Origin of the sequence: Taurinivorans muris (genome assembly GCF_025232395.1) — a bacterium.
Taxonomy (GTDB): domain Bacteria; phylum Desulfobacterota; class Desulfovibrionia; order Desulfovibrionales; family Desulfovibrionaceae; genus Taurinivorans; species Taurinivorans muris.
The window spans coordinates 2131712-2151702 of the sequence record NZ_CP065938.1; the positions used below are offsets into that span (position 1 = coordinate 2131712).

General features: G+C 44.6%; 21 protein-coding genes and 4 tRNA genes. 4 read left to right on the forward strand and 21 right to left on the reverse strand.

What is annotated here, in order from left to right; all coding sequences use genetic code 11:
- Positions 1–7: 7 nt before the first annotated feature.
- Positions 8–259, reverse strand: coding sequence for a hypothetical protein (locus tag JBF11_RS09910; RefSeq protein WP_334315305.1), 252 nt, complete (start codon positions 257–259; stop codon positions 8–10).
- A gap of 371 nt (positions 260–630) precedes the next feature.
- Positions 631–705: transfer RNA gene (locus JBF11_RS09915), tRNA-Gln, on the reverse strand.
- 342 nt (positions 706–1047) lie between these two features.
- On the opposite strand from JBF11_RS09915, the gene JBF11_RS09920 reads away from it, so the two are divergent.
- The 3 genes from JBF11_RS09920 to JBF11_RS09930 are packed head-to-tail and all read left to right on the forward strand — an operon-like array spanning position 1048 to position 2766.
- Positions 1048–1386 (forward strand): ArsR/SmtB family transcription factor, encoded by a 339-nt coding sequence (locus tag JBF11_RS09920; RefSeq protein ID WP_334315306.1) that lies wholly within the window; start codon positions 1048–1050, stop codon positions 1384–1386.
- Between the two features lie 21 nt (positions 1387–1407).
- Positions 1408–2421 carry a permease gene (locus JBF11_RS09925; RefSeq protein WP_334315307.1) on the forward strand — a complete coding sequence of 338 codons (1014 nt, stop codon included), beginning with the start codon at positions 1408–1410 and terminating at the stop codon, positions 2419–2421.
- 12 nt (positions 2422–2433) lie between these two features.
- Positions 2434–2766, forward strand: a complete 333-nt coding sequence (locus JBF11_RS09930; RefSeq protein WP_334315308.1) for a thioredoxin family protein — start codon at positions 2434–2436, stop codon at positions 2764–2766.
- Between the two features lie 115 nt (positions 2767–2881).
- Here JBF11_RS09930 and JBF11_RS09935 read toward each other — a convergent pair.
- From JBF11_RS09935 to recA, 5 genes are all read right to left on the reverse strand, one after another.
- Positions 2882–2956, reverse strand: a tRNA-Gly gene (locus JBF11_RS09935).
- Positions 2957–2961: 5 nt separating this feature from the next.
- A tRNA-Cys gene (locus JBF11_RS09940) sits at positions 2962–3035 on the reverse strand.
- Positions 3036–3055: 20 nt separating this feature from the next.
- Positions 3056–3130 (reverse strand) — tRNA-Gly (locus JBF11_RS09945).
- Between the two features lie 500 nt (positions 3131–3630).
- Positions 3631–6276 carry an alanine--tRNA ligase gene (gene alaS, locus JBF11_RS09950; RefSeq protein ID WP_334315309.1) on the reverse strand — a complete coding sequence of 882 codons (2646 nt, stop codon included), beginning with the start codon at positions 6274–6276 and terminating at the stop codon, positions 3631–3633.
- A 10-nt stretch (positions 6277–6286) separates the two neighbouring features.
- Positions 6287–7357: a recombinase RecA gene (recA, locus tag JBF11_RS09955; protein WP_334315310.1), complete on the reverse strand. Its 1071-nt coding sequence runs from the start codon at positions 7355–7357 to the stop codon at positions 6287–6289.
- 142 nt (positions 7358–7499) lie between these two features.
- Here recA and JBF11_RS09960 point away from each other — a divergent pair, with 142 nt between their 5' ends.
- The gene (locus JBF11_RS09960) at positions 7500–8564 is read left to right on the forward strand and encodes a tRNA(5-methylaminomethyl-2-thiouridylate) methyltransferase (RefSeq protein ID WP_334315311.1); all 1065 of its coding nucleotides are present in this window, start codon (positions 7500–7502) and stop codon (positions 8562–8564) included.
- Positions 8565–8569: 5 nt separating this feature from the next.
- Here JBF11_RS09960 and JBF11_RS09965 read toward each other — a convergent pair whose 3' ends face one another.
- From JBF11_RS09965 to JBF11_RS10030, 14 genes are all read right to left on the reverse strand, one after another.
- A complete protein-coding gene (locus JBF11_RS09965) occupies positions 8570–9598 on the reverse strand; it encodes an alginate O-acetyltransferase AlgX-related protein (protein WP_334315312.1) in 1029 nt (342 codons plus the stop codon).
- Between the two features lie 2 nt (positions 9599–9600).
- Positions 9601–9939 carry a hypothetical protein gene (locus JBF11_RS09970; protein ID WP_334315313.1) on the reverse strand — a complete coding sequence of 113 codons (339 nt, stop codon included), beginning with the start codon at positions 9937–9939 and terminating at the stop codon, positions 9601–9603.
- A 24-nt stretch (positions 9940–9963) separates the two neighbouring features.
- A complete protein-coding gene (locus JBF11_RS09975) occupies positions 9964–11076 on the reverse strand; it encodes a pyridoxal-phosphate-dependent aminotransferase family protein (protein ID WP_334315314.1) in 1113 nt (370 codons plus the stop codon).
- Positions 11077–11102: 26 nt separating this feature from the next.
- Positions 11103–12554, reverse strand: coding sequence for an Asp-tRNA(Asn)/Glu-tRNA(Gln) amidotransferase subunit GatA (gatA, locus tag JBF11_RS09980; protein WP_334315315.1), 1452 nt, complete (start codon positions 12552–12554; stop codon positions 11103–11105).
- Between the two features lie 3 nt (positions 12555–12557).
- Positions 12558–12851 (reverse strand): Asp-tRNA(Asn)/Glu-tRNA(Gln) amidotransferase subunit GatC, encoded by a 294-nt coding sequence (gatC, locus tag JBF11_RS09985; protein WP_334315316.1) that lies wholly within the window; start codon positions 12849–12851, stop codon positions 12558–12560.
- Between the two features lie 12 nt (positions 12852–12863).
- Positions 12864–14612: a type 1 periplasmic-binding domain-containing protein gene (locus tag JBF11_RS09990; protein ID WP_334315317.1), complete on the reverse strand. Its 1749-nt coding sequence runs from the start codon at positions 14610–14612 to the stop codon at positions 12864–12866.
- A gap of 87 nt (positions 14613–14699) precedes the next feature.
- The gene (smpB, locus tag JBF11_RS09995) at positions 14700–15164 is read right to left on the reverse strand and encodes an SsrA-binding protein SmpB (RefSeq protein WP_334315318.1); all 465 of its coding nucleotides are present in this window, start codon (positions 15162–15164) and stop codon (positions 14700–14702) included.
- Between the two features lie 11 nt (positions 15165–15175).
- Complete coding sequence (gene rsmI, locus JBF11_RS10000; protein ID WP_334315319.1) at positions 15176–16012, reverse strand: 16S rRNA (cytidine(1402)-2'-O)-methyltransferase; 837 nt, start codon at positions 16010–16012, stop codon at positions 15176–15178.
- Positions 15996–16397: a YraN family protein gene (locus tag JBF11_RS10005; RefSeq protein WP_334315320.1), complete on the reverse strand. Its 402-nt coding sequence runs from the start codon at positions 16395–16397 to the stop codon at positions 15996–15998. The genes rsmI and JBF11_RS10005 overlap by 17 nt, the downstream gene beginning before the upstream one ends.
- Positions 16391–17077: a ribonuclease HII gene (locus tag JBF11_RS10010; protein ID WP_334315321.1), complete on the reverse strand. Its 687-nt coding sequence runs from the start codon at positions 17075–17077 to the stop codon at positions 16391–16393. Before JBF11_RS10010 ends, JBF11_RS10005 begins: the two co-directional genes overlap by 7 nt.
- A 92-nt stretch (positions 17078–17169) precedes the next feature.
- Positions 17170–17517 (reverse strand): 50S ribosomal protein L19, encoded by a 348-nt coding sequence (gene rplS / locus JBF11_RS10015; RefSeq protein ID WP_334315322.1) that lies wholly within the window; start codon positions 17515–17517, stop codon positions 17170–17172.
- 242 nt (positions 17518–17759) lie between these two features.
- Positions 17760–19064, reverse strand: a complete 1305-nt coding sequence (gene trmD / locus JBF11_RS10020) for a tRNA (guanosine(37)-N1)-methyltransferase TrmD (protein ID WP_334315323.1) — start codon at positions 19062–19064, stop codon at positions 17760–17762.
- 9 nt (positions 19065–19073) lie between these two features.
- Positions 19074–19730 carry a ribosome maturation factor RimM gene (gene rimM / locus JBF11_RS10025; RefSeq protein ID WP_334315324.1) on the reverse strand — a complete coding sequence of 219 codons (657 nt, stop codon included), beginning with the start codon at positions 19728–19730 and terminating at the stop codon, positions 19074–19076.
- Complete coding sequence (locus tag JBF11_RS10030; RefSeq protein ID WP_334315325.1) at positions 19730–19963, reverse strand: KH domain-containing protein; 234 nt, start codon at positions 19961–19963, stop codon at positions 19730–19732. Before JBF11_RS10030 ends, rimM begins: the two co-directional genes overlap by 1 nt.
- Between the last annotated feature and the right edge of the window lie 28 nt (positions 19964–19991).

A 19991-nucleotide genomic window follows, 5' to 3' on the forward strand; every position in this document is an offset into this window, starting at 1 on the left:
TTTTTCACTACATGCGGATGATGTTTTTTCTGCTTGACGTTTTTGCCGTGTTTTGCTTTTGAACGGAATGTTCTTGTTGAATTTGTTTTTTTACTTTTTCCCATGCGTCTGCCACTTCTTTTGGCAGTTCACTGTCATTATTTTTCAAATCAGCTTCTGTAAGATTGTTTTGTTTCATAATTTCATCAAATTGGCTGTTGAGTCTGGCGAGTTCCGCTTTCATTTCTTCAAGTCTTTGTTCGCTTTCTTGTAAATTCATGGTAAGCCTCCTTAGCGTGTCTATTTTTCATTAGCAAATATAATGCCAAAATATAACATAGTGTATTTATTTTTCTTTTTTATTGTATGCGTTTGAAATCGTATGGTATGTCAACTTTGTTGCCAGTTCAGAGTAATAAAAAGAGGCTGTAAAAATACAATGCATGTGTAATTTTTACGGCGGTCTGATCTCATGTATGGGTTGTAGATAGCATAAAAACTTATGCTTTGTCTAATAAGTAATCGTATAAAGGAATTTTGCTTGCTGAATTATGAAAAGTATGAAAGGGATTTTTTTTAGATATGATACTTAATTTAAGATATATGAATGAAAAAAAGGCAGATTGACTGCCTTTGTTTTATTTGGATATTTGGCATCTCCAACAAGATTCGAACTTGTATCTAAAGTTTCAGAGACTTTTGTTCTAACCATTGAACTATAGAGATATTTTTTGTAACATAGAAATCGGATAGGTGAATTTAACCTTAGTTTCTTGGTTGTGTCAAGAATTTTTGTTGGGATCGGATGAGTTTTTTTCGGTGTCTGCCGTGTATTTTTTCGATAAGAACGTGATATTTCATTGTATTGAAAGAAAAAAGCATATTAAGAATATTGTAAAAAATGGTTTATGGTAATTTAATTCTGAACAATTCAGAACAGATCCTGGTAAAAGTCAAAAAAAATATTTTTAATATTGACATATTTCTATATGTCTATATTATGACAAGAACTCAAACGGACTTCAAGTAAAAAATTTTAACGGATTTTTTTGCGGGAAAGGAGGATAAATGAATAATTCCGATATATTGAATGATAAGGACATACCTGTTGTGTTCAAAGCGTTCTGTGATGAAAACCGCATACGGATTTTAAAACTATTGCTCACGGGAGAAAAATGTGCGTGCGTACTTTTGGAAAATCTGCATATTTCGCAGCCGACGTTATCCCATCACATGAAAATTTTGTGTGATTCCGGAGTGGTGTCCATGCGGAAAGAGGGAAAATGGGCGCATTATTCTTTATCGCCTGACGGAATAGGCTATGCGATAGCTGTGTTGGAATATTTATATAAACGTAATGAATTGTCCTGCAATTCTGCAGCTGATGATACGTGCTGCGTGAAGTAAGTTTATGGTGTGGGAGCTGTTATGGAATCAATAAAAATTATCTGGGATTTTTTTCAAAAGGAAATACTGGGCATGCATTGGCTCAATCGCTTGCTTGGGGATATGCTGAATGGTGTTGGTTTGGATGTTCGTGAGAGGATTGGGGGGAGTCTGCAATTTTTTCTCTATGACACGGTAAAAATTTTCTTTTTGCTTTGTTTGCTCATTTTTCTTATTTCTTATATTCAAAGTTATTTTCCTCCCGAACGGACAAAAAGAATTTTGGGAAGATTTCAGGGCGTTACTGCCAATATCTTGGCTGCCTTGCTTGGCACGGTGACGCCTTTTTGTTCTTGTTCGTCCATTCCGCTTTTTATTGGTTTTACAAGGGCTAAGCTGCCCTTGGGCGTAACGTTTTCTTTTCTGATTTCTTCGCCCATGGTCGATTTGGGGTCGCTTGTCTTATTAATGAGCATTTTTGGTTGGAAAATCGCTCTTGCGTATGTTTTTTTGGGTTTGGTTATTGCAGTTATCGGCGGAACTGTGATTGAAAAAATACGGCTTGAAGAGTATGTGGAAGATTTTGTGCGCAACGGAAGCTCCGTTGACGGCATGGAACGGGAATTGTATTTTGGGGATCGCGTGCGGTATGCCCGTGGTCAGGTTGCATTCATTGTGAAAAAAGTTGCGCCATATATTCTAATCGGGGTTGGTATCGGGGCTTTTATCCATAACTGGATACCTGAAAACATTATCGTGGGGCTTCTTGGTGATGATAACCCGTTCGGGGTTATTCTTGCCACGTTTGCAGGGGTTCCCATTTATGCGGACATTTTTGGGGCGATTCCCATTGCGGAAGCATTGCTTGCCAAAGGGGCGCAGCTTGGCGTTGTCCTTTCGTTCCTAATGGGCGTGACAACGTTGTCGCTTCCTTCTCTTGTGATGCTCCGTAAGGCGGTTAAGCCTGAATTGCTTGGTATTTTTATCGGAATTTGCGTTGTCGGGATTATTCTTATAGGATATTTTTTCAATGCAGTACATTTTTTACTGATATGACGGGAGGATAGTATGTTCTTTTTTGGAAAGAAAAACAAAGCTGTTGATAATTCCGCAAATAATTCTGCGGGCAGCGGAAACGAACTTGCAAAGGGCGGCAATGTAACAGTAAGCAGTATCAAAGTATTGGGCGCCGGTTGTTCTTCATGTCATACGCAATTTGAAAATGCCAAACAAGCTGTGCAGAATATGGGGCTTGTCGTGGAAGTCGACTATGTGACGGATTTACAAAAAATCATGGAATATGGCGTGCTGAGCACTCCCGCCATTGTGATTGATGAAAACGTGGTCGCCATGGGAAATATCCTAAGCCCTGCCGATATTGAAAAACTTTTACAAAAGTGAAAAAGCAAGCAGTGTTTTAGGTTTGAAATTTTTAGTCATTATGTGCACAGGTGATAAGAATTTCAATTTTGAAATAAAAAAGTCCTTTCAGCTTTTGCTGAAAGGACTGAATTTTTGGAGCGGGAGACGGGATTTGAACCCGCGACTTCAACCTTGGCAAGGTTGCACTCTACCGCTGAGTTACTCCCGCATATATGGAGGCGGCTTCCAGATTTGAACTGGAGATAAAGGCTTTGCAGGCCTCTGCCTTACCACTTGGCGAAGCCGCCGTATATGCAATTTTTTTGTCTGGAGCGGGAGACGGGATTTGAACCCGCGACTTCAACCTTGGCAAGGTTGCACTCTACCGCTGAGTTACTCCCGCTTGACGAAACACTTTTGTACATAACTTTTATTTGCCTGTCAACAAAAAAAGCACATTTTTTTAATGTTTTTTTATATGGATTTTGGTGTGTGAAATGAGCGGGATAGGATAATTCTACCGATACATTGCATGAGGTTTTGCAAATAAAAGAAAATGGTTGCGTACGGATTGGAGCGGTGAAAAGTATTTTAATATGAACTCGTCGTTCTATACATGGTAAATGCGCTGAAAAAAATTTTTTGATTATCCCAACTCAGAGCTTTAATGCCTGCATAGAACATTGCTGTATGAATATATTCTTTGCGGCAGATTGTTTTTCTTAGTTAAAACGAAGCGTAATAGTCATGCAGAATATTTTATTAAAAAATTATTAGAACTCCGTAAAAATAATGAGGCGTAAAAAGCAAATACATAGAAACGTAAGGACAAACAAACACCCCATTTATCGGTTTTGTTTTCGCCAATAAATGGGGTGCCGTGTATTTGGGGAGCTTTTTTGTTTAAAGTAATGTCTTGATTTTTTCCAAGGCGTCATTGATGCCTTGAGGTTTTGTTCCGCCCGCTTGGGCTACATCGGGACGTCCTCCGCCGGAACCGTCAATACATGCGGCAATTTCTTTAATCAAGCTTGGCGCTGTGTATTTCGCATGCAAATCTTTTGACACATAAAGAATAAGGGACGCTTTGCCGCCGTCTTCCATAGCAAGAAGAGCCACACCGCTTGGCAGTTTGGAGCGGACATCATCCATTAAATCACGCAACGCTTTCACGCTCATGCTCGGAACTTTTTGGCTCAGGATTTTGATGCCGTTTATTTCTTGCACAGCATTCATGATATCGCCGCTGGCTGAGGCATTGGCTTTATCAAGTTCTTTGCGTAAGCTTTTGATTTCTTTTTGCAAAGCGTCGACACGAGGAAGGATTTCCCCTTGTTTTGCTTTGAGTTCATGGCAAAGAGCTTTGCTTTCTTCACGCAGGGCTTTTACTTGGCGGATGGCGTTCCAGCCCGTGACAGCTTCAATACGGCGGGTGCCGGCAGCCACACCGGATTCGGATACGATTAAGAACAACCCTGCTTCGCCTGTATTGGATAAATGTGTTCCTCCGCAAAGTTCCATGGAAACCGTTTCTTTTCCATTGCCAACGCTAAGCACGCGCACGGTGTTTCCGTATTTTTCACCGAAAAGGGCGACAGCGCCTTTTTCCTGGGCTTCTTTTTGGCTCATTTCTTCGGCGATAACAGGATATGCTCCCATAATCATTTGATTGACTTTGCATTCAACCAAGGCGATTTCCTCTTCTGTCATGGGGGAAATATGGTTGAAGTCAAAACGCAGGCGTTCGGCGTTCACCATGGACCCGGCTTGGTTGACGTGTTCGCCTAAAACTGCTTTCAGGGCGGAATGCAGCAAGTGCGTGCAGGTGTGGTTTCTTGCCGTTGCTTGCCTGTTTTTATCGTTCACTTGGAGCACGACAGTTTCGCCTGTACAGAGATTTCCTTGTTCCGCAGCAACTTCATGTATGATGGTTTGTTGAATTTTCAGGGTGTCGTCAACCCTGATTTGTGATGTTCCGGTGCTGATACAGCCCGTATCACCGATTTGTCCGCCGCCTGCACCGTAGAAAGGAGTTTTTTCCGTGATGACATAACCGCGTTTGCCCTCTGCGAGTTTTTCCGTTTTTTGGGCGTTTTCGTCCAAAATGCATAAAATTTTGCTTTCAGCATGCAGGGTTTCATACCCGACAAACCGTGATTGAACGTTTTCCGTCAGGACCGTTTTAAAGCGTGTGGCCAAATCCTTTTCGCCGGAACCTTTCCATGCCGCTCTTGCCCGTTCTTTTTGCCGTTTCATTTCATTGTTGTAACCGTCAACATCAATGCTGAAATTGTGTTTTCTGGCGATGTCGTCAACAATATCAAGAGGAAAACCATACGTATCGTATAATTTGAAAGCAACGCCGCCCGCGATGACTGTTTTCTTTTGCGTTTTCAGGGTTTGGATTTCTTCTTCCAAAAGGAGTAAGCCCTTATCGAGGGTAAGGCGGAAGCGGTCTTCTTCTTCATGTACGGCTTTGAGAATAAAATCTTGGCTCTTCACAAGCTCCGGATAGGCCTTGCCCATAATTTCAATGACTTTTCCGACGGTTCTGTACATGAACGCCGTTTTGTTCAAGCCGATAAGGGTGCCGAAGCGCAAAGCTCGGCGGATTAAACGGCGCAAAACATAGCCCCGCCCTTCATTGGAAGGAAGAACGCCGTCTGCAATCAAAAAGGCGGCTGCACGGCTGTGGTCCGCAATAACCCGCAGGGCAGTGTCCACATCGTTGGTGTCAGGCAGGCTGTTGCTGTAAGCAACGCCCGCATCGTTCGCTGTGAATTGGATAATATCCTGAAAAAGATCGCAGTCGAAATTGGAGCGTTTATTTTGGCAGACAGCCGCAATGCGTTCCAAGCCCATGCCGGTGTCGATGCAAGGGTGGGCGAGGGGTTCACGGGTTCCGTCCGCTTTTTGGTTATATTGCATGAAAACCAGGTTCCAAATTTCCAAAAAACGGTCGCAATCGCATTTTCCGATGCCGCAGTTGTCACCGCAAGTCATGTCTTCGCCTTGGTCAATGAAAATTTCAGAACAGGGACCGCAGGGACCGGTGTCGCCCATGCTCCAAAAATTATCTTTTCCAGGTATTCTGAAAATTCTGTCAGCATCAACGCCTACTTCGTCCCGCCATAAATTGAATGCCTCATCGTCATCAATGTAAACGGTAACATAGAGGCGGTCTTTGGGAAGACTCAATTCTTCCGTGACAAATTTCCAAGCAAAGTTCATTGCGTCTTTTTTGAAATAATCGCCGAAAGAGAAGTTGCCGAGCATTTCAAAAAAAGTATGGTGGCGGGCTGTGCGCCCGACATTTTCCAAGTCGTTGTGCTTTCCGCTCACACGCAGGCATTTTTGGGCGGTGGTGGCGCGTTTTGTTCCGATATTTTCCTGTCCGAGAAAAACATTTTTAAATTGCACCATTCCCGCGTTGCAGAAAAGCAAACTGGGGTCGTTGTGAGGGATGAGAGAAGAAGAGTTTATTCTCTTGTGGCTGTTTTTTTCAAAATAAGCTAAAAATTTTTCACGTATTTCTTGAGCTGTCAGCATAAAAATCCCCTTATTCCTCGCCCGGTTCATCAAAATCGTCTTCATCCATGCTTGAGAGCATATCGGAATTCATGCCTAAATGTTCAATGACCTTAGCTTCGATTTCACTGCGGAGAGCTTCGTTTTCATCAAGCATGGTACGCACGTTGTCACGTCCCTGCCCCAATTTTTCAGAACCGTACGCGAACCATGCGCCGCTTTTGTCGATAATTCCGGCAGTAACCCCTAAATCAATGATTTCGGCGGAGCGGGAAATACCTGTGCCGAAAATAATATCGAATTTCGCTTCCCTGAAAGGAGGAGCCATTTTGTTCTTCACGACTTTGACACGGGTTGTCGCCCCATATGATTCTTCCTTATCTTTCAGCGTTTGGATTTTTCTGATGTCCATACGCACGGAGCTGTAAAATTTAAGAGCGTTTCCGCCGGTCGTGGTTTCAGGGCTTCCATAGCCCATGGTGCCGATTTTCATACGGATTTGGTTGATAAAAATTACGCAGGTTCTGGATTTGTGGATAGTGCCTGTTAATTTTCTCAGCGCGTGGCTCATAAGACGGGCATGTCCGCCGACTTGGGTTTCGCCCATATTGCCTTCCAATTCCGATTGGGGAATGAGGGCGGCGACGGAGTCGATGACGACCAGGTCGACAGCTCCGGAGCGTACAAGCATATCGGCAATATCAAGGGCTTGTTCTCCGTGGTCGGGTTGGGAAATGAGCAGTTCATCGACTTTTACGCCGAGGCGCGCGGCATAGGTCGTATCAAGTGCGTGTTCGGCGTCAATAAAAGCCGCGGTGCCGCCCTGTTTTTGGCATTCTGCGATAACGTGCAGGGTAAGGGTCGTTTTGCCTGAAGATTCAGGTCCGTAAATTTCCGTAACGCGTCCTTTGGGCACTCCGCCAATACCGAGGGCGAGGTCTAATCCGATAGAACCTGTAGGAATAACAGGAACCTGCACATGGGCGTTGTCTGATAATTTCATGACAGCACCTTGGCCGTATTTTTTTTCAATGGTGGTGAGAGCGGTTTTCAGAGCTTCCAATTTTGCGTCTTCTTGTGAAAGCGTGGGCTTTTTTGCCATAGTATATTTCCTTTTTAAGTATGCTATCAATATATTGTTTATAACCTTTTTGGCTTTGGCTGTCAAATAAGGGAAAATTGCGGCAAGGGAACGTGCGGACTTCTTCGCTTGCCTTTTTGCCTGTCTTTGCTATACTTTTTTCATGATGAAACAATATGACGCATTAGCTCTTTTTTCCGGTGGCTTGGACAGTATTTTAGCCGCAAGGCTGATGATGGAGCAGGGAAAAAAAATCCTTTGCCTGCATTTTACCAGTCCTTTTTTTGGGGATAACGCCGCCGTTCCTTTTTGGGAAAGAAAATACGGATTGGAAATACTGCCTGTTGACATTTCCGACGAATATTGTCAAATGCTTTGCAGTAATCCTGCAAACGGCTTTGGCAGCGCATTAAACCCCTGTGTCGACTGCAAAATTATCATGATGAAAAAAGCCAAAGCGCTTATGGCGGAATATGGGGCGAAATTTTTAATTTCCGGCGAAGTTTTGGGGCAGCGCCCCATGTCGCAGCGGCGTGATACGTTGAATGTGATACGGCGTGACGCCGAGGTGAGGGATATTTTGCTTCGTCCTTTATCCGCTTTGCATATGGAGGCATTGCCCGTTGAGTTGTCCGGCGAGGTGGACCGGGAAAAGCTTCTGGGATTGTATGGACGGGGCAGGAAAGAACAGCTTTCTTTGGCAAAGCGTTTCAATATCGTTGATATTCCGACCGCAGGCGGCGGCTGCAAACTCACGGAAAAGGAAAATGCGCGGCGTTATTACGAAGTCATGCAAAAAGTGCGAAAGCCGAGCGCTAATGATTTTTTTCTGGCAAATCACGGACGCCAGCTTTGGAACGGAAATATTTGGGTCAGTATCGGGCGCAAGCAGGCTGATAACGAGCAAATGCGGCAATATCAAAAAGAAAGCGATTATATTTTGCGGATTGAACATTTCCCAAGTCCTTACTGCATTGTCCGTCAAACCGAAAATAAGCCGGTTCCTGCTGAAGAATTGCAACTTATCGGAAGTATTTTAGCGAGTTATTCCAATAAGGCATGTGCCTTTTTTACAGAAAAAAAAGAGCCTGTTTCCATAAAAATCGAGCATAACGGAAATCTTGAACGAATCGGTGTCGAGCCTAAACGCTATGAGCAATACAGGGAATTGCGTTTTGAGGAAATTAAAGACGCATTGCAGCAATTGAAGAAAAATATGGCGGAATAAGTATCTTAGGAAACTTTTTTGTAGGAAACAAGCTGTATCAATCTTTCTTTATTGAGTTTATGCCTTGTGCCAAGATGTTCTATGATTTGTTCAAGAGTGAATTTCGGATTGCGGAATAAGAGAATAAGTTCTTGCAAAATCTCAATTTGCTCTTCCGGCATGAAGAGCGCGTAGCGTACAAGCTCTTTTTGCTGCAAAACGGTTTTGTCGCCGGAAATGAGAAATTTATAGAGCAGGGCTTCAAAAAAACTTTGAAAACGGATTTCCTCCGCCGCATGGATAAAATTTTCCGCATGGCAATTAATAACGATGTCGGGCTGAATTTGCCGCAAAATTTCCTTATCGAAACCTGTTGTCTGAAAAAAGAAAACATGGCTGAAATATTGGCTGATAGTGTTTATGGAAAAGCGGGTGAAGGAATCCCCGAAAATAACCCCGACCAAACGGCTGTGTTTTGGGTTTTCGCAAAGAATCAATCCTCCGACGTTGACTATCTCGTTGTAATAAATGATGTTGTTTTGCGGGTAGCGCCAGCACAGGGCTTGCGGGCAAGGCTCGGAGCTTATTTTTATCCATAAATCATGCAAAGGTGTTGTGTAAAATTTTTCCAAGCCTGAGGGAAGCTTCTGTTTTAATAGACCGGCATATAATTGGTCGCAGGCAAAATCGTTCCAGTGGGTATCGTATTGATAATAGCAATGCTCTTGTTTTTTGAGTTCCTGAAAAAAGGACAGGGGATACTTTGCAGGCGTATGCTCTTGCAGCTGCATGGCGGGGCGGTTGTCGGAAATGGGGTAGTGTTTTAATTTTTCCTTATAAACGCATTGCTTGAGCGGAAGAATGATAAAATGATAGGCAGCGCCGAAAGAGGCGCAAAAGCTTTGCCGTTGTTCCAATTCCTGTTTCCATGCTTGTATTTGGTCCTTATTGAGGGAAGATTTTCCCTGCAAAATGGAATGGATGGCATTTGTGCCCTCATAAGCGAAAAGCCATGAATCATCGGAAATGAGAACATCATTTAAAATCGAGTGCATTCTTACAGGCTTTGGATAAGTTTTTCCAGATTATTGGGTTCGCCCTCCCGGTAATCTTCCGGGTAAAGGAGCGCGGACATGAACCACGGAGAATTTACCTGCAAAGATTTTTTGGCACTTTCGGAAAATCCGTGCAGGGTCAGTAAAACGTTTTCCGCTTGTTCAATATCCGAAATGTCTTGTTTTCGGGCGTTGTCGTATAGCGCTGCAAGAATGTGTGCTTTTTCATGCATGCAGCTGACATATTCCTGCTTGTTTTCCGAGGACAGCATTTTTTTCGCTTTTGCTTCAATATCTTGAATTTGTTTGGCGGTTTGCAAAAGATATTCTTTCAGAACCATGGATTTTCCTTTGCTTTTTCAATATTATTTGCGTTTTTTGAGAACTTTTTTCATTATTTTCAACGCGTTTTCCATTTTTTCTTTTTTGGCTTGCGTTCCCATGTGTCCGATTCTGAATATTTTTCCGTCCATGGGACCAAAACTGCCCGCAATGTACATGCCATATTCGGCAAGAGCCCATTTCCATGACTTGAAATCAAACCCTTTTGGCAGCATGGCAGCCGTGCAGGTTGGGGAATTGACGGCTTCGGGGCTTGTCCAAAGCGGTATGCCAAGTTCTTTCAAGCCGTTTCTGCATAGTTCGGCAACTTCGAGGTGACGGCGGTATACAGTTTCAAGTCCTTCTTTTTCAAGCAGCTGCGCGGACTTATGCAAAGCCTGTATGCCGGTATAACAAGGAGTGTAAGGAAATTTCATGGGATTTTCGGCTGCATTGTGGAAAGGCAGAATACTGTCATATCCGGCATAGCCTACTTTTTCCGCAATTTCCCAAGCTGTATCGCTTACAAGCATGATGCCCGTGAAAGGAGGGCAGGAAAAACACTTCTGCGAACCGCCGAGCAGAATATCGCAGTTCCATGCGTCAGTTTTTATTTCAGCTCCGCCCATGCTGGCGACGGCGTCAACAACCAATAAAGGCACATTGCGTTCTTTTTTGAGTTTTCCGAGTTCTTCAAGAGGGTTGAGCGTACCTGAAGGCGTTTCGCAATGAACGGCGGTGATCATCACAGGTTTGGTGCGCTTAATCGCTTCGTCAATACGTTCCAAATCGTTCCGGGTAATGGTGCTGTCGTAGGGGAAAGAAACCTTATCGACAACACAGCCCAGACTTTCCGCCATATCGGCAAAGCCGTCGCCAAAAACACCGGTTCCAACCGTAACGACCTTGTCACCTGCCTTCAAACAGCTTTTTAATGCACCCCAAAGACCGACCATGGCTTCGCCTGTCGGGAAAATCGCCTCATTTTCCGTATTGCAGATTTTTTGGATTTTTTTCGTAAGATCGGCATAAAGTTCCGTGTATTCCGTTCCGAAGCGGGGCGGAGCGAAATCCTTATGCATGACTTTTGCAATTTTCGGGTGAATGGTTACGGGACCCGGATAAAATGGCAAGGCGCCATACGCTTTGAAACCCATGCTCAATTCCTTTCAGATCAGTATAATTAAAATTTGTATTGGTTGTTTGTTCCCAAATGGTTTGTAAGGCTGTGTCCGACAGTAAAAAGTTTCGCTTCGTCGAATGCGGAGCCGATAATTTGCATGCCTACGGGCATATTGTGCGCCATACCCACGGGAATTGCAAGACCGGGAAGTCCCGCAAGGTTCAAAGAAAGGGTGAAAATATCCATTTGGTACATTTGCAGAGGGTCGGTCACGCTTCCTTTTTTCCATGCCGTAATAGGGGACACGGGGGCTAGGAGCACATCGCATTCTTTAAGGGCATTGACATAGTCATCGCGGATAAGGCGGCGGACTTGAGCGGCTTTTTTATAGTAGGCATCGTAGTACCCTGCTGAAAGAACATAGGTTCCAAGCAAAATGCGGCGCTGGACTTCTTCGCCGAAACCTTCCGTTCTTGACATGGTATACAGTTCGTCCAAATCCTGAGGTTGGTTTGTTCTGTGTCCATAGCGGATTCCGTCGTAACGGGCAAGGTTGGAGCTCGCTTCCGCCGAGGCGATGATATAATAAGAAGCGATGGAATACGTAAGATGGGGCATGGAAACTTCTTTTATGTTCGCTCCCAATTTTTTTGCTTCTTGTATGGTGTTTTGGCAGAGTTCCGCAATTTCGCCGTCCATAGCCTCGCTTTCAAAAAATTCTTTTGGCAGACCGATGGTGATATTGTTCAAATCCGTCTGAGGATGTTGGAAAAGCTTTGTGAAATCTTCTTTTTCACGGGGGGAGGAAGTGCTGTCCCTTTCATCGTGCCCTGAAATCACGGAAAGAATGAGGGCTGCGTCTTCAACCGTGCGCGTAAAAGGTCCGATTTGGTCGAGAGAAGAAGCATAGGCTAAAAGTCCGTATCGGGAAACGCGTCCATAGGTCGGTTTTAGTCCCACGCAGCCGCAAAGGGAAGCTGGCTGGCGTATGGAACCGCCCGTATCGGTGCCGAGCGAAGCAAAAGACTGGCAGCTTGCAACGCTGATGGCGGAACCGCCGCTTGAGCCGCCGGCCACGCAGTCCGTATTCCAAGGATTTGAACCGGCTTTAAACGCGGAATTTTCGCAGGTGCTTCCCATGGCGAATTCGTCCATATTGTTTTTGCCCAAAATAATGGCGCCCGCTTTTTCCAGTTGTTCAACAGCGAAAGCGGAATAGGGCGGAATGAAATTTTCCAGAATTTTGGAGCCTGCCGTTGTTTTCATATTCTTCGTCGCAAGGGCGTCTTTCACTGAAACGGGAACGCCCCAAAGAGGCATGGTTTCGTCAAAGCCTTTTTCATCAAGTTCTTTGGCTTTTTGCAAGGCTTGTTCCGGATAAATATTGATGAATGCTCCGAGTTTTTCATCTGTTTTATCGATATGCTCAAGACAGGAGCGGGTCAGTTCCGTTGCGCTGATTTCTTTTTTGGCAAGGGCTTTTTTTATTTCCGTTATGCTGCGGGTAATCATTATTTATTTTCCTTCTACTATTTTTGGCACGATGAAATATGTTCCGTCTGTTTCCGGTGCGTTTTTGAGAATTTGCTCCGGAGTTTGTTTGCGGAACGCTTTGTCTTCACGGACTGCGCTTTCATGAAACACGGGAGAATAAAGAGGGGCGGTATTTTCTGTTTTCGCTTCTGACAATGTATCGATATAATTTATGATATCAGTAAATTGACGGGATATTTTCTCAAGCGTTTTTTCGTCCGGAGAGAGTTTTGCAAGCTTGCAAAGGTGGGCTAAGTCTTGGGCGGAAGTTGTCATGGTATATCCTTTTTAGTTGAGAATGGATTGGATTAATGCGTCAAGGGCGTTTTGTTCTTCTTTCTGCTCTTGTTTTGTTTTGGTTTCATCGTCAAGGTTCGGCAGAGCCTTTCCGTTTTTTTGGTAAAGCAAAAACGCTTCCTTATTGAAAGGGGTGCGTCCGTTTCGGGCGGGCTGGTTGATTATGAGTTCTCTGGAAAGTTTGCCTTGCGCGGAATAAACGAACGGCGCGCCGATATAATCGACTTTCAGTGCGGAAAGTTTTCGGTTTACCTCTTGGTTTGGTTCTTTTTTTTGTATTTGCAGTTGACTGGACATGAGCACAAAGTCAAAGCCCAATGCAATCCAGTTTGTTCCGATGCTTTGCTGTTTGTTCAGTTCCCCTTGGAAAAATTCCTTATAAGGGCTTTCCCGTTTGCTGTCGTAAGAAACGGGGAAAAGCGTCAGAGCAAACGTTTGGGAATTGATATTGGCTGGATTGTTCAAGCTTTGTTCCCAAAGGGATGTGCCGAGCATGACTTTCTTGTGCCCGCCATGGTATTGCATATAGGAAATAATCATATCCATTTTTTTCCAAACATCAGGGAAGAAAATGGCGTCGATAGGACGTTTTGCGATAGGCAGCTTTCCTTTTTCGGGGGTTCTCGAGTCAAGGAATTTTTGCGTTATGGAATTGAGTTCGTGCACATCCTTATCGGAATATGCCATGCTGTAAACGGACAGCCCCCTTTCTTTCGCCATATTCGTAAAAAGGGTGTTCATTCCTTTTCCGTAAGTATTGTTTTGATAAAAGGAGCCGAAGCTTTTTATTCCCAAATCTTTTTGCGCCACGTTGAGAACCGCTGTGATCTGGTCTTCGGGGCTGGTGAAGAAACGCCACGCGTCAACGCCTTCCATGCTGTGTTCCGGCAGGCGGGTAAGGAACGTGAAAAAGATTTTTTGGCTGGTGAGTTTGCTGTTGTAAAGGGTTTGGTAGATGTTGGTTTGCAGTGGACCGCCGATAACCGCGCATTCTTGGGGCAATTCCTCAAGGTAGCTTATCCAGTTGGGGTCTTGGGTGTCAATGAAGGTGATATTCCATTGTATGCCTTGCTCTTGGAGGAGTTTTTGGGCGATTTTCGCACCTGTGATGATTTGCCGTGAGAATGTGCTGTACGGGCCGCTTTGGGGAAGAAGCATGGCGACAGAGCCGTTTTGGGCTGTCACGTAATTGCTTGTCGGGGTTTTTTCAATGGTGATGTAAGGGCTTTTAAAGTAGTTTTGGTTTTTGAATTTGCTGAGAATTTCTTGGTTGTTAGGCAAAAGTCCGCGTTTTGCGGCTGTGAAGATTATCAAATTATAGGGGAAGTATGTTTCGGAGCTTGGTGAAATAAGTTTCAGGTTTGCGGCAAGATCCGTATCCGGAACAGCATTCAAATCATGGAATAATGTTTCTTCCATGTATTTTTTGTATTCGTCGGTGGACTGAGCACATTGGGAAGCCAACGAACTGAGGGCGACTTTGGTGTTGGCGTTGTTTCTGCTTGCGAGAATATAGGTCGCTCTGTCACGGAGTTTGAGAGGTTTGGAGCTGTCGGACCAGACTTTTGCGGCTATTTCGCTTTGTTCGGCGGAAGTTTTGCCAACCAAGTCCTGCACCCAAGCTTCTTCATCATTGGGATTGAAAAGGCTGTTGGAAATGGGAAGCGTTTGCACGCAGGACGAAAGGGTGAAAACAAAAAACAAAAGAGTTATGAGAAAGCATTGCTTTGAAAGCTTCATATCAAATCCTTTTTGCGTATACCTTTTTTGATAGCAAAGTATATCGTATGGAAAACGTACTTGCAAGCCTTATTTTGGTTGAATGGGTTATCCTCTTGCAAGTTCTCTTTCCAAATCCCTGTTTTCCGCACGGCGCTTGAGTTCGTCACGCTGATCATGGAGTTTGCGCCCGCGGGCGAGGGCTATTTCCAGTTTCACTTTGCCGTGTTTCAAATACATTTTCAAAGGAACGACGGTCAGTCCTTTTTGTTCGACTTTTGCCGTAAGCTGTTTGATTTCTTGGTTATGCAAAAGAAGCTTTTTGTCCCTGCCGGGATTTTGAACCATATAACCCGCATTGGAATAGGGGCTGATATGCATGTTCATAACAAAGGCTTCGCCGTTTTTAAAATCAATATAGCTGTCGGTAAAGCTGACACGTCCTTGTCTTATGCTTTTCACTTCCGGACCGGTGAGCACGATGCCGGCTTCAAAAAATTCAAGCAATTCATAATATTGCCTGGCTTTTCTGTTTTCCGCTAAAAAAGAAGGGCTTTTTGGATGTTTGCTCATGGAAATATCCTTTAATCTCTTGTGACGAGTGTGTAAATCTCACTTGTTGTCCAGCCGTGGCATTGCGTTTGCACCCGTTTGGCTATTTGCTTCGGCGAACCGCCTAAGCTTTTTTCTTCCCGTATGATTGCCTGCACTTCCTGCCGGGAACTTTTGCTGATTTCAAGAGGAGGACCGACAATGACGGTCAGCTCTCCCAGTAAATGTCCAAGGTCCGGAACAGTTTCCAGATTCAGGAAAATGAATTCCTCATGTTCTTTGGTCAGTTCCCTTGCAATGCAAACATCACGGGCGCCTAAAAGAGTATACAGATATTTTAGGGTTTCCGCAATTCTGTCTTTACGCTCAAAAAAAACAAGGGTGGAAAAAATTTTTGCATACGGTGCGAGGGTTTTTTCCATGTCGCTTGTTTTTCGCGGTAAAAAGCCGAAAAAAGTGAAAGGATTGGGAGCAATGCCGCTTCCCGCCAAGGCTGTGACAGGTGCGGACGCGCCGGGAATGGCGGTAACGGGAATGTTTTTTTCCCGGCAGGCTTTGACGATTAAATATCCGGGGTCGGAAATGACAGGCATGCCGGCATCGGAAATAAGCGCAATATCTTCACCCTGCTGCAAAAAATTCAGGGCATGCTCCAATTTTTTTTCTTCGCTATGGTCATTGAAGCTGATAAGGCGCTTGGCTTTAAGTCCCCAGCGGGCGAAATTCAGTCCCGCCCGTTTGGTGTCTTCGGCAAGCACGAGGGGAACTTCTTCTAAAATTTTTCTGGCGCGGGGGCTCAAATCCCCGGCATTGCCGAGAGGTGTCGCCACGATGTGGAGTTTGCCGAACGTATTATTGGGTGATGACATTGCAAAAATGCTCCAGTTCCAAGGTTTCGCCGTTGATACAAATCAAATCGAAACGGCAGGGGTGATCCCAAAGCCCTTTTTGGTTTAAATACAGGGTTGCGCCTTTGATGATGTTTTGCTGTTTCTTCGGGGTAAAGGCCTCAAGGCTTTGTTCTCTGTCCTCGTTATGGCGTGTTTTCACTTCCACGAAAACAAGTTCTTTGTTTTTCTTGTCCATGCAAATGATGTCTATTTCGTAAGGGTGCGATTTCCAGTTCCTTTCAAGGACGGCATAGGAATTTTGTTTCAAATACCGGCAGGCTTTTTTCTCGCCTTTCCTGCCGAGCATGGAATTTTTCGGTGCCGTGATTTGTCTGGAAATCACGGATAAAAGATTTTTCAGCATAGGCTTCCCTGTTCCATGCTTTTGGGACGTACGGATTTAAAGTCCATACGGTGCAGGGGGCATGGTCCGTGCTTTTGAATGGCGAGCCTATGCTCTTTTGTGCCGTAGCCTTTATGGGAAGCAAAGCCGTATCCGGGGTAGCGTTCGTCCATTTTTATCATGAGCTTGTCCCGAAAATTTTTGGCGATGACGGAAGCTGCCGAAATGCTTGGCTCCAAGGCGTCGCCTTGTACGATGGTTTTTTGGGACAAGGGCGATAAGCTGTATTTTGCCAGATAAAACGGGGGAATGGGGAATGTTCCGTCTATCAGATATATTTTAGGGTCGGTTTGAGGAAATTTTATTTTTAATGCGGCTATGGCGCGCGCCATGGCAAGAAGACTTGCCTGCAGGATATTGATTTCTTCTATCGTTTTTTGCCAAACAAGTCCGATTCCCCAAGCCCAAGCAAGATTTTTAATTTCACCGTCAAGGCAAAGGCGTTCTTTTTCGGAAAGTTTTTTTGAATCGTCCAAACCGATCAAATCAAAGTCTTTTGGAAAAACAACGGCGCCTGCCACAACAGGACCTGCCAGGCAGCCGCGACCGACTTCGTCAATGCCTGCGCAAATGTTTTCGTTTGCCAAATCATGAGGACGGTATAAGATACCGTGATTGATCAGTTCTTTTCTTTTAGCCATGCTGCTGCTCCAAACACAAAAACCCCACCCGAAAACTTCGGGAGGGGCAGAATATCTCGCCCATACGAAAATAAATGGGCATGTTGAAAATCTTAGTAATTGTTGCGAGGTTTGATACGCGCAGCCTTACCACGAAGATTGCGGAGATAGTAAAGACGAGAACGGCGTACGCGACCGCGGCTTACAACGTCGATATGGTCGATAAAAGGAGAATGTAAAGGAATGATACGTTCAACGCCCACACCATCGGAAATTTTACGAACAGTGAAAGAAGCATCGGTGGAACCGCGTTTTATACGGATAACATTGCCTTGGAATACTTGGATACGTTCTTTTTCGCCTTCAACAATTCTGAGGTGAACCTTCACAGTGTCACCGGAGCGAAATTGAGGAATATCGGTACGTAAATGTTCGCTTTCAATCTTTCTGAGAATATTCATGATGCCTCTCCTTGCGAGGAATTTATCTATTAGGTTGCATGGCAGTATGTGGTGCCAAGAAGCAAATAATATTAATTACCTATTTTTCTGATAAAAGCAACTTAAATTTTTGTATGGAAAAAATTTAATGCAATTTTTATCGTCGGAAGCCCGATAAAAGTAAAAAATTACTATCAATAGGAACGGTATTTATTAGCAGATTTAAAAATTTTTGCAAGCGATTTTTTGGGAAAATTTTAAATTTAATTGCAGTCGCCTAAAAGCCTGTCCAAAATGATTGCGCAGGCGGACCGCACAGGCAAATGGTTATATTCTCCCATATAGCGGAGGGGAGGAAGCAAACAGCCGCATTGCTCCAGCGCTTCGGGCGCCAATCCGTGGCTTGTTCCGAAAACGAGCAAAAGGCAATTTTCCTTTGCCAGTTCGGCGACTTGCGGAAAAGGAACCGCAAGCCGTTTTTCACGCCCTTTTTTGTCTTTTTCGGCTTTGGCGCTTGTGCCGATTAAAATAGGTCTTATGCCTGAAATACGTTCGACATTTTGGCATGCTTCTTCCAAATTGCCGGCAAGGTGCGCAAGCGCCAAGGCTTTCGCCCTGTCCGGGTTTGTTTTTGCTCCGTCCCCTTGCGTCCAGTGCGTAATCAATTCTTCGACAAGAACTTTTTGGTCTTGGACAGGGGTGACGATTTGCAGGGAAGAAATTCCATAGGTGCAGGCGATTCTCGATATGTCATGAATATCAAGATTTGTGACGGAACTTGTTCCCGCCGTATTGTTTTTCAATAATACGGGGTGATGAACAAGGGCGATATGGATGTTTTTGGCGAAAGAGCGTTTATGCATTGTTTTGAGAAACATTCTGTCCTGTTCGGAAAGCTGCGCCTTCGCCAGAAGGTCGGGTCTGTACCTGTATGTCATGGCGAGGGATTGTTCGCGCCGCCAAGAGCTGATTTCCTTATGATTGCCTTTTTGCAGAACTTCCGGAACTTCCAAGTCCATAAAATCTTCCGGGCGTGTGAAATGGGGATATTCCAAAAGGTTTTGCGCGTAACTTTCTTCTGTGCCCGATTCGTTTTTTCCCATATAACCGTCTTGCAGACGTGCTGTCGCTTCGATAAGGGCGAGAGCCGCCACTTCTCCGCCGTTTAAAACAGCTTCGCCGATGCTTATGCGCCGTATGGGCAAAAGCTCGTAAAGCCGTTCATCAAACCCTTCATAGCGTCCGCAAATCAAGGTCAGATGTTCTTCTTTGGAAAGTTCTTCAGCCAGTTTTTGGGTAAGGGGTTCTCCTGCCGGAGTAAGGGCGATAAGGCGTCCTTTTTGGGGAATGGCGCGGATAGCGTCTAAAATGGGCTGGACCGCAAGCACCATGCCGGGACCTCCTCCATAGGGGCTGTCATCGACTTTGTTGTGTTTGTTTCGGGTATAATCGCGGGGATTGTAAAAATCGACACCGACAATTCCCGTTTGTTCGGCTTTGGCGAAAAGGGCGGTGTGAAGAGGGGAGGAAAACCATTCGGGAAAAAGGGTGACAATATGGTACTGCATGGGAAAAGCTTATGAACGGGAAGGGGGTTGAGGAATTGAAACCTTGTCTTTTTGGGAAGCGTTTTTCGTTTGCGTGCCGGGCTGCCGCTTCACCGTTTTTTCCTTATCCGGCTGTTCCAAATAGATTTCCAACAATCCTGGCGGGGGGCAAAGATAAACGGCGTTGTTTTCCAAATCGTAGCGTTCAATAAAATTTGAAACAGCAGGGAAGAGAATTTCTTGTTCTTCATGATGAATGAACCAAATTTCTTGCCCTGCTGGAAATGAAATTTCATCAATAATACCTAGGGGGGTATTTCCGACAAAAGCTGTGCAGCCTATGATTTGATGAAGATAGGGAGCGGTTTCCGTTTCTTCTTGTTCGTTTAAGGCCTGCAAATCGGCATCAGTGAGAGATTGTTCAGTAATAACGAGTTCGTAGTTGCGATATGATTCAGCGTCCGTCCTTGAGTTTATGCCTTCAATTTTAAGAATAAGCATATTCCCTTGTTCCTTATAGGTTTTTATGACACAAGCTTTGGGCGGTATTTTCCCGATTTTGAGAAGCACCTGATTTTTATCAAAATAATCATAGGATTCCGCATAATACTGAACGCAAAGTTCGCCGCGGATTCCATGAGGCCTTGTGATTTTGCCTATAACGATAAGGGAACGGTCGGCAGGCATTATTCTAAAATTTCTAAAACAACACGTTTGCGGGTTTTTGCTGACACAGCGCCGAGCAAGGTGCGGATGGCGCGAGCCGTGCGTCCCTGCTTGCCGATGACTTTTCCTAAGTCTTCTTTTGCGACGGTAAGCTCAAGCACGGAAGTTTGTTCTCCTTCGATTTCACGAACTTTCACAGAATCAGGATTGTCAACAAGAGATTTGGTGATAAATTCAACGAGTTCTTTTTGCATAGTTTTCTCTCTCAAAATAAAGGTTTTC

What these genes read in the sequence shown, in the direction of transcription:
- JBF11_RS09910 (WP_334315305.1), bottom strand. Translation starts at nt 259, where the DNA reads ATGAATTTACAAGAAAGCGAACAAAGACTTGAAGAAATGAAAGCGGAA.
- JBF11_RS09920 (WP_334315306.1), top strand. Translation starts at nt 1,048, where the DNA reads ATGAATAATTCCGATATATTGAATGATAAGGACATACCTGTTGTGTTC.
- JBF11_RS09925 (WP_334315307.1), top strand. Translation starts at nt 1,408, where the DNA reads ATGGAATCAATAAAAATTATCTGGGATTTTTTTCAAAAGGAAATACTG.
- JBF11_RS09930 (WP_334315308.1), top strand. Translation starts at nt 2,434, where the DNA reads ATGTTCTTTTTTGGAAAGAAAAACAAAGCTGTTGATAATTCCGCAAAT.
- alaS (WP_334315309.1), bottom strand. Translation starts at nt 6,276, where the DNA reads ATGCTGACAGCTCAAGAAATACGTGAAAAATTTTTAGCTTATTTTGAA.
- recA (WP_334315310.1), bottom strand. Translation starts at nt 7,357, where the DNA reads ATGGCAAAAAAGCCCACGCTTTCACAAGAAGACGCAAAATTGGAAGCT.
- JBF11_RS09960 (WP_334315311.1), top strand. Translation starts at nt 7,500, where the DNA reads ATGATGAAACAATATGACGCATTAGCTCTTTTTTCCGGTGGCTTGGAC.
- JBF11_RS09965 (WP_334315312.1), bottom strand. Translation starts at nt 9,598, where the DNA reads ATGCACTCGATTTTAAATGATGTTCTCATTTCCGATGATTCATGGCTT.
- JBF11_RS09970 (WP_334315313.1), bottom strand. Translation starts at nt 9,939, where the DNA reads ATGGTTCTGAAAGAATATCTTTTGCAAACCGCCAAACAAATTCAAGAT.
- JBF11_RS09975 (WP_334315314.1), bottom strand. Translation starts at nt 11,076, where the DNA reads ATGGGTTTCAAAGCGTATGGCGCCTTGCCATTTTATCCGGGTCCCGTA.
- gatA (WP_334315315.1), bottom strand. Translation starts at nt 12,554, where the DNA reads ATGATTACCCGCAGCATAACGGAAATAAAAAAAGCCCTTGCCAAAAAA.
- gatC (WP_334315316.1), bottom strand. Translation starts at nt 12,851, where the DNA reads ATGACAACTTCCGCCCAAGACTTAGCCCACCTTTGCAAGCTTGCAAAA.
- JBF11_RS09990 (WP_334315317.1), bottom strand. Translation starts at nt 14,612, where the DNA reads ATGAAGCTTTCAAAGCAATGCTTTCTCATAACTCTTTTGTTTTTTGTT.
- smpB (WP_334315318.1), bottom strand. Translation starts at nt 15,164, where the DNA reads ATGAGCAAACATCCAAAAAGCCCTTCTTTTTTAGCGGAAAACAGAAAA.
- rsmI (WP_334315319.1), bottom strand. Translation starts at nt 16,012, where the DNA reads ATGTCATCACCCAATAATACGTTCGGCAAACTCCACATCGTGGCGACA.
- JBF11_RS10005 (WP_334315320.1), bottom strand. Translation starts at nt 16,397, where the DNA reads ATGCTGAAAAATCTTTTATCCGTGATTTCCAGACAAATCACGGCACCG.
- JBF11_RS10010 (WP_334315321.1), bottom strand. Translation starts at nt 17,077, where the DNA reads ATGGCTAAAAGAAAAGAACTGATCAATCACGGTATCTTATACCGTCCT.
- rplS (WP_334315322.1), bottom strand. Translation starts at nt 17,517, where the DNA reads ATGAATATTCTCAGAAAGATTGAAAGCGAACATTTACGTACCGATATT.
- trmD (WP_334315323.1), bottom strand. Translation starts at nt 19,064, where the DNA reads ATGCAGTACCATATTGTCACCCTTTTTCCCGAATGGTTTTCCTCCCCT.
- rimM (WP_334315324.1), bottom strand. Translation starts at nt 19,730, where the DNA reads ATGCCTGCCGACCGTTCCCTTATCGTTATAGGCAAAATCACAAGGCCT.
- JBF11_RS10030 (WP_334315325.1), bottom strand. Translation starts at nt 19,963, where the DNA reads ATGCAAAAAGAACTCGTTGAATTTATCACCAAATCTCTTGTTGACAAT.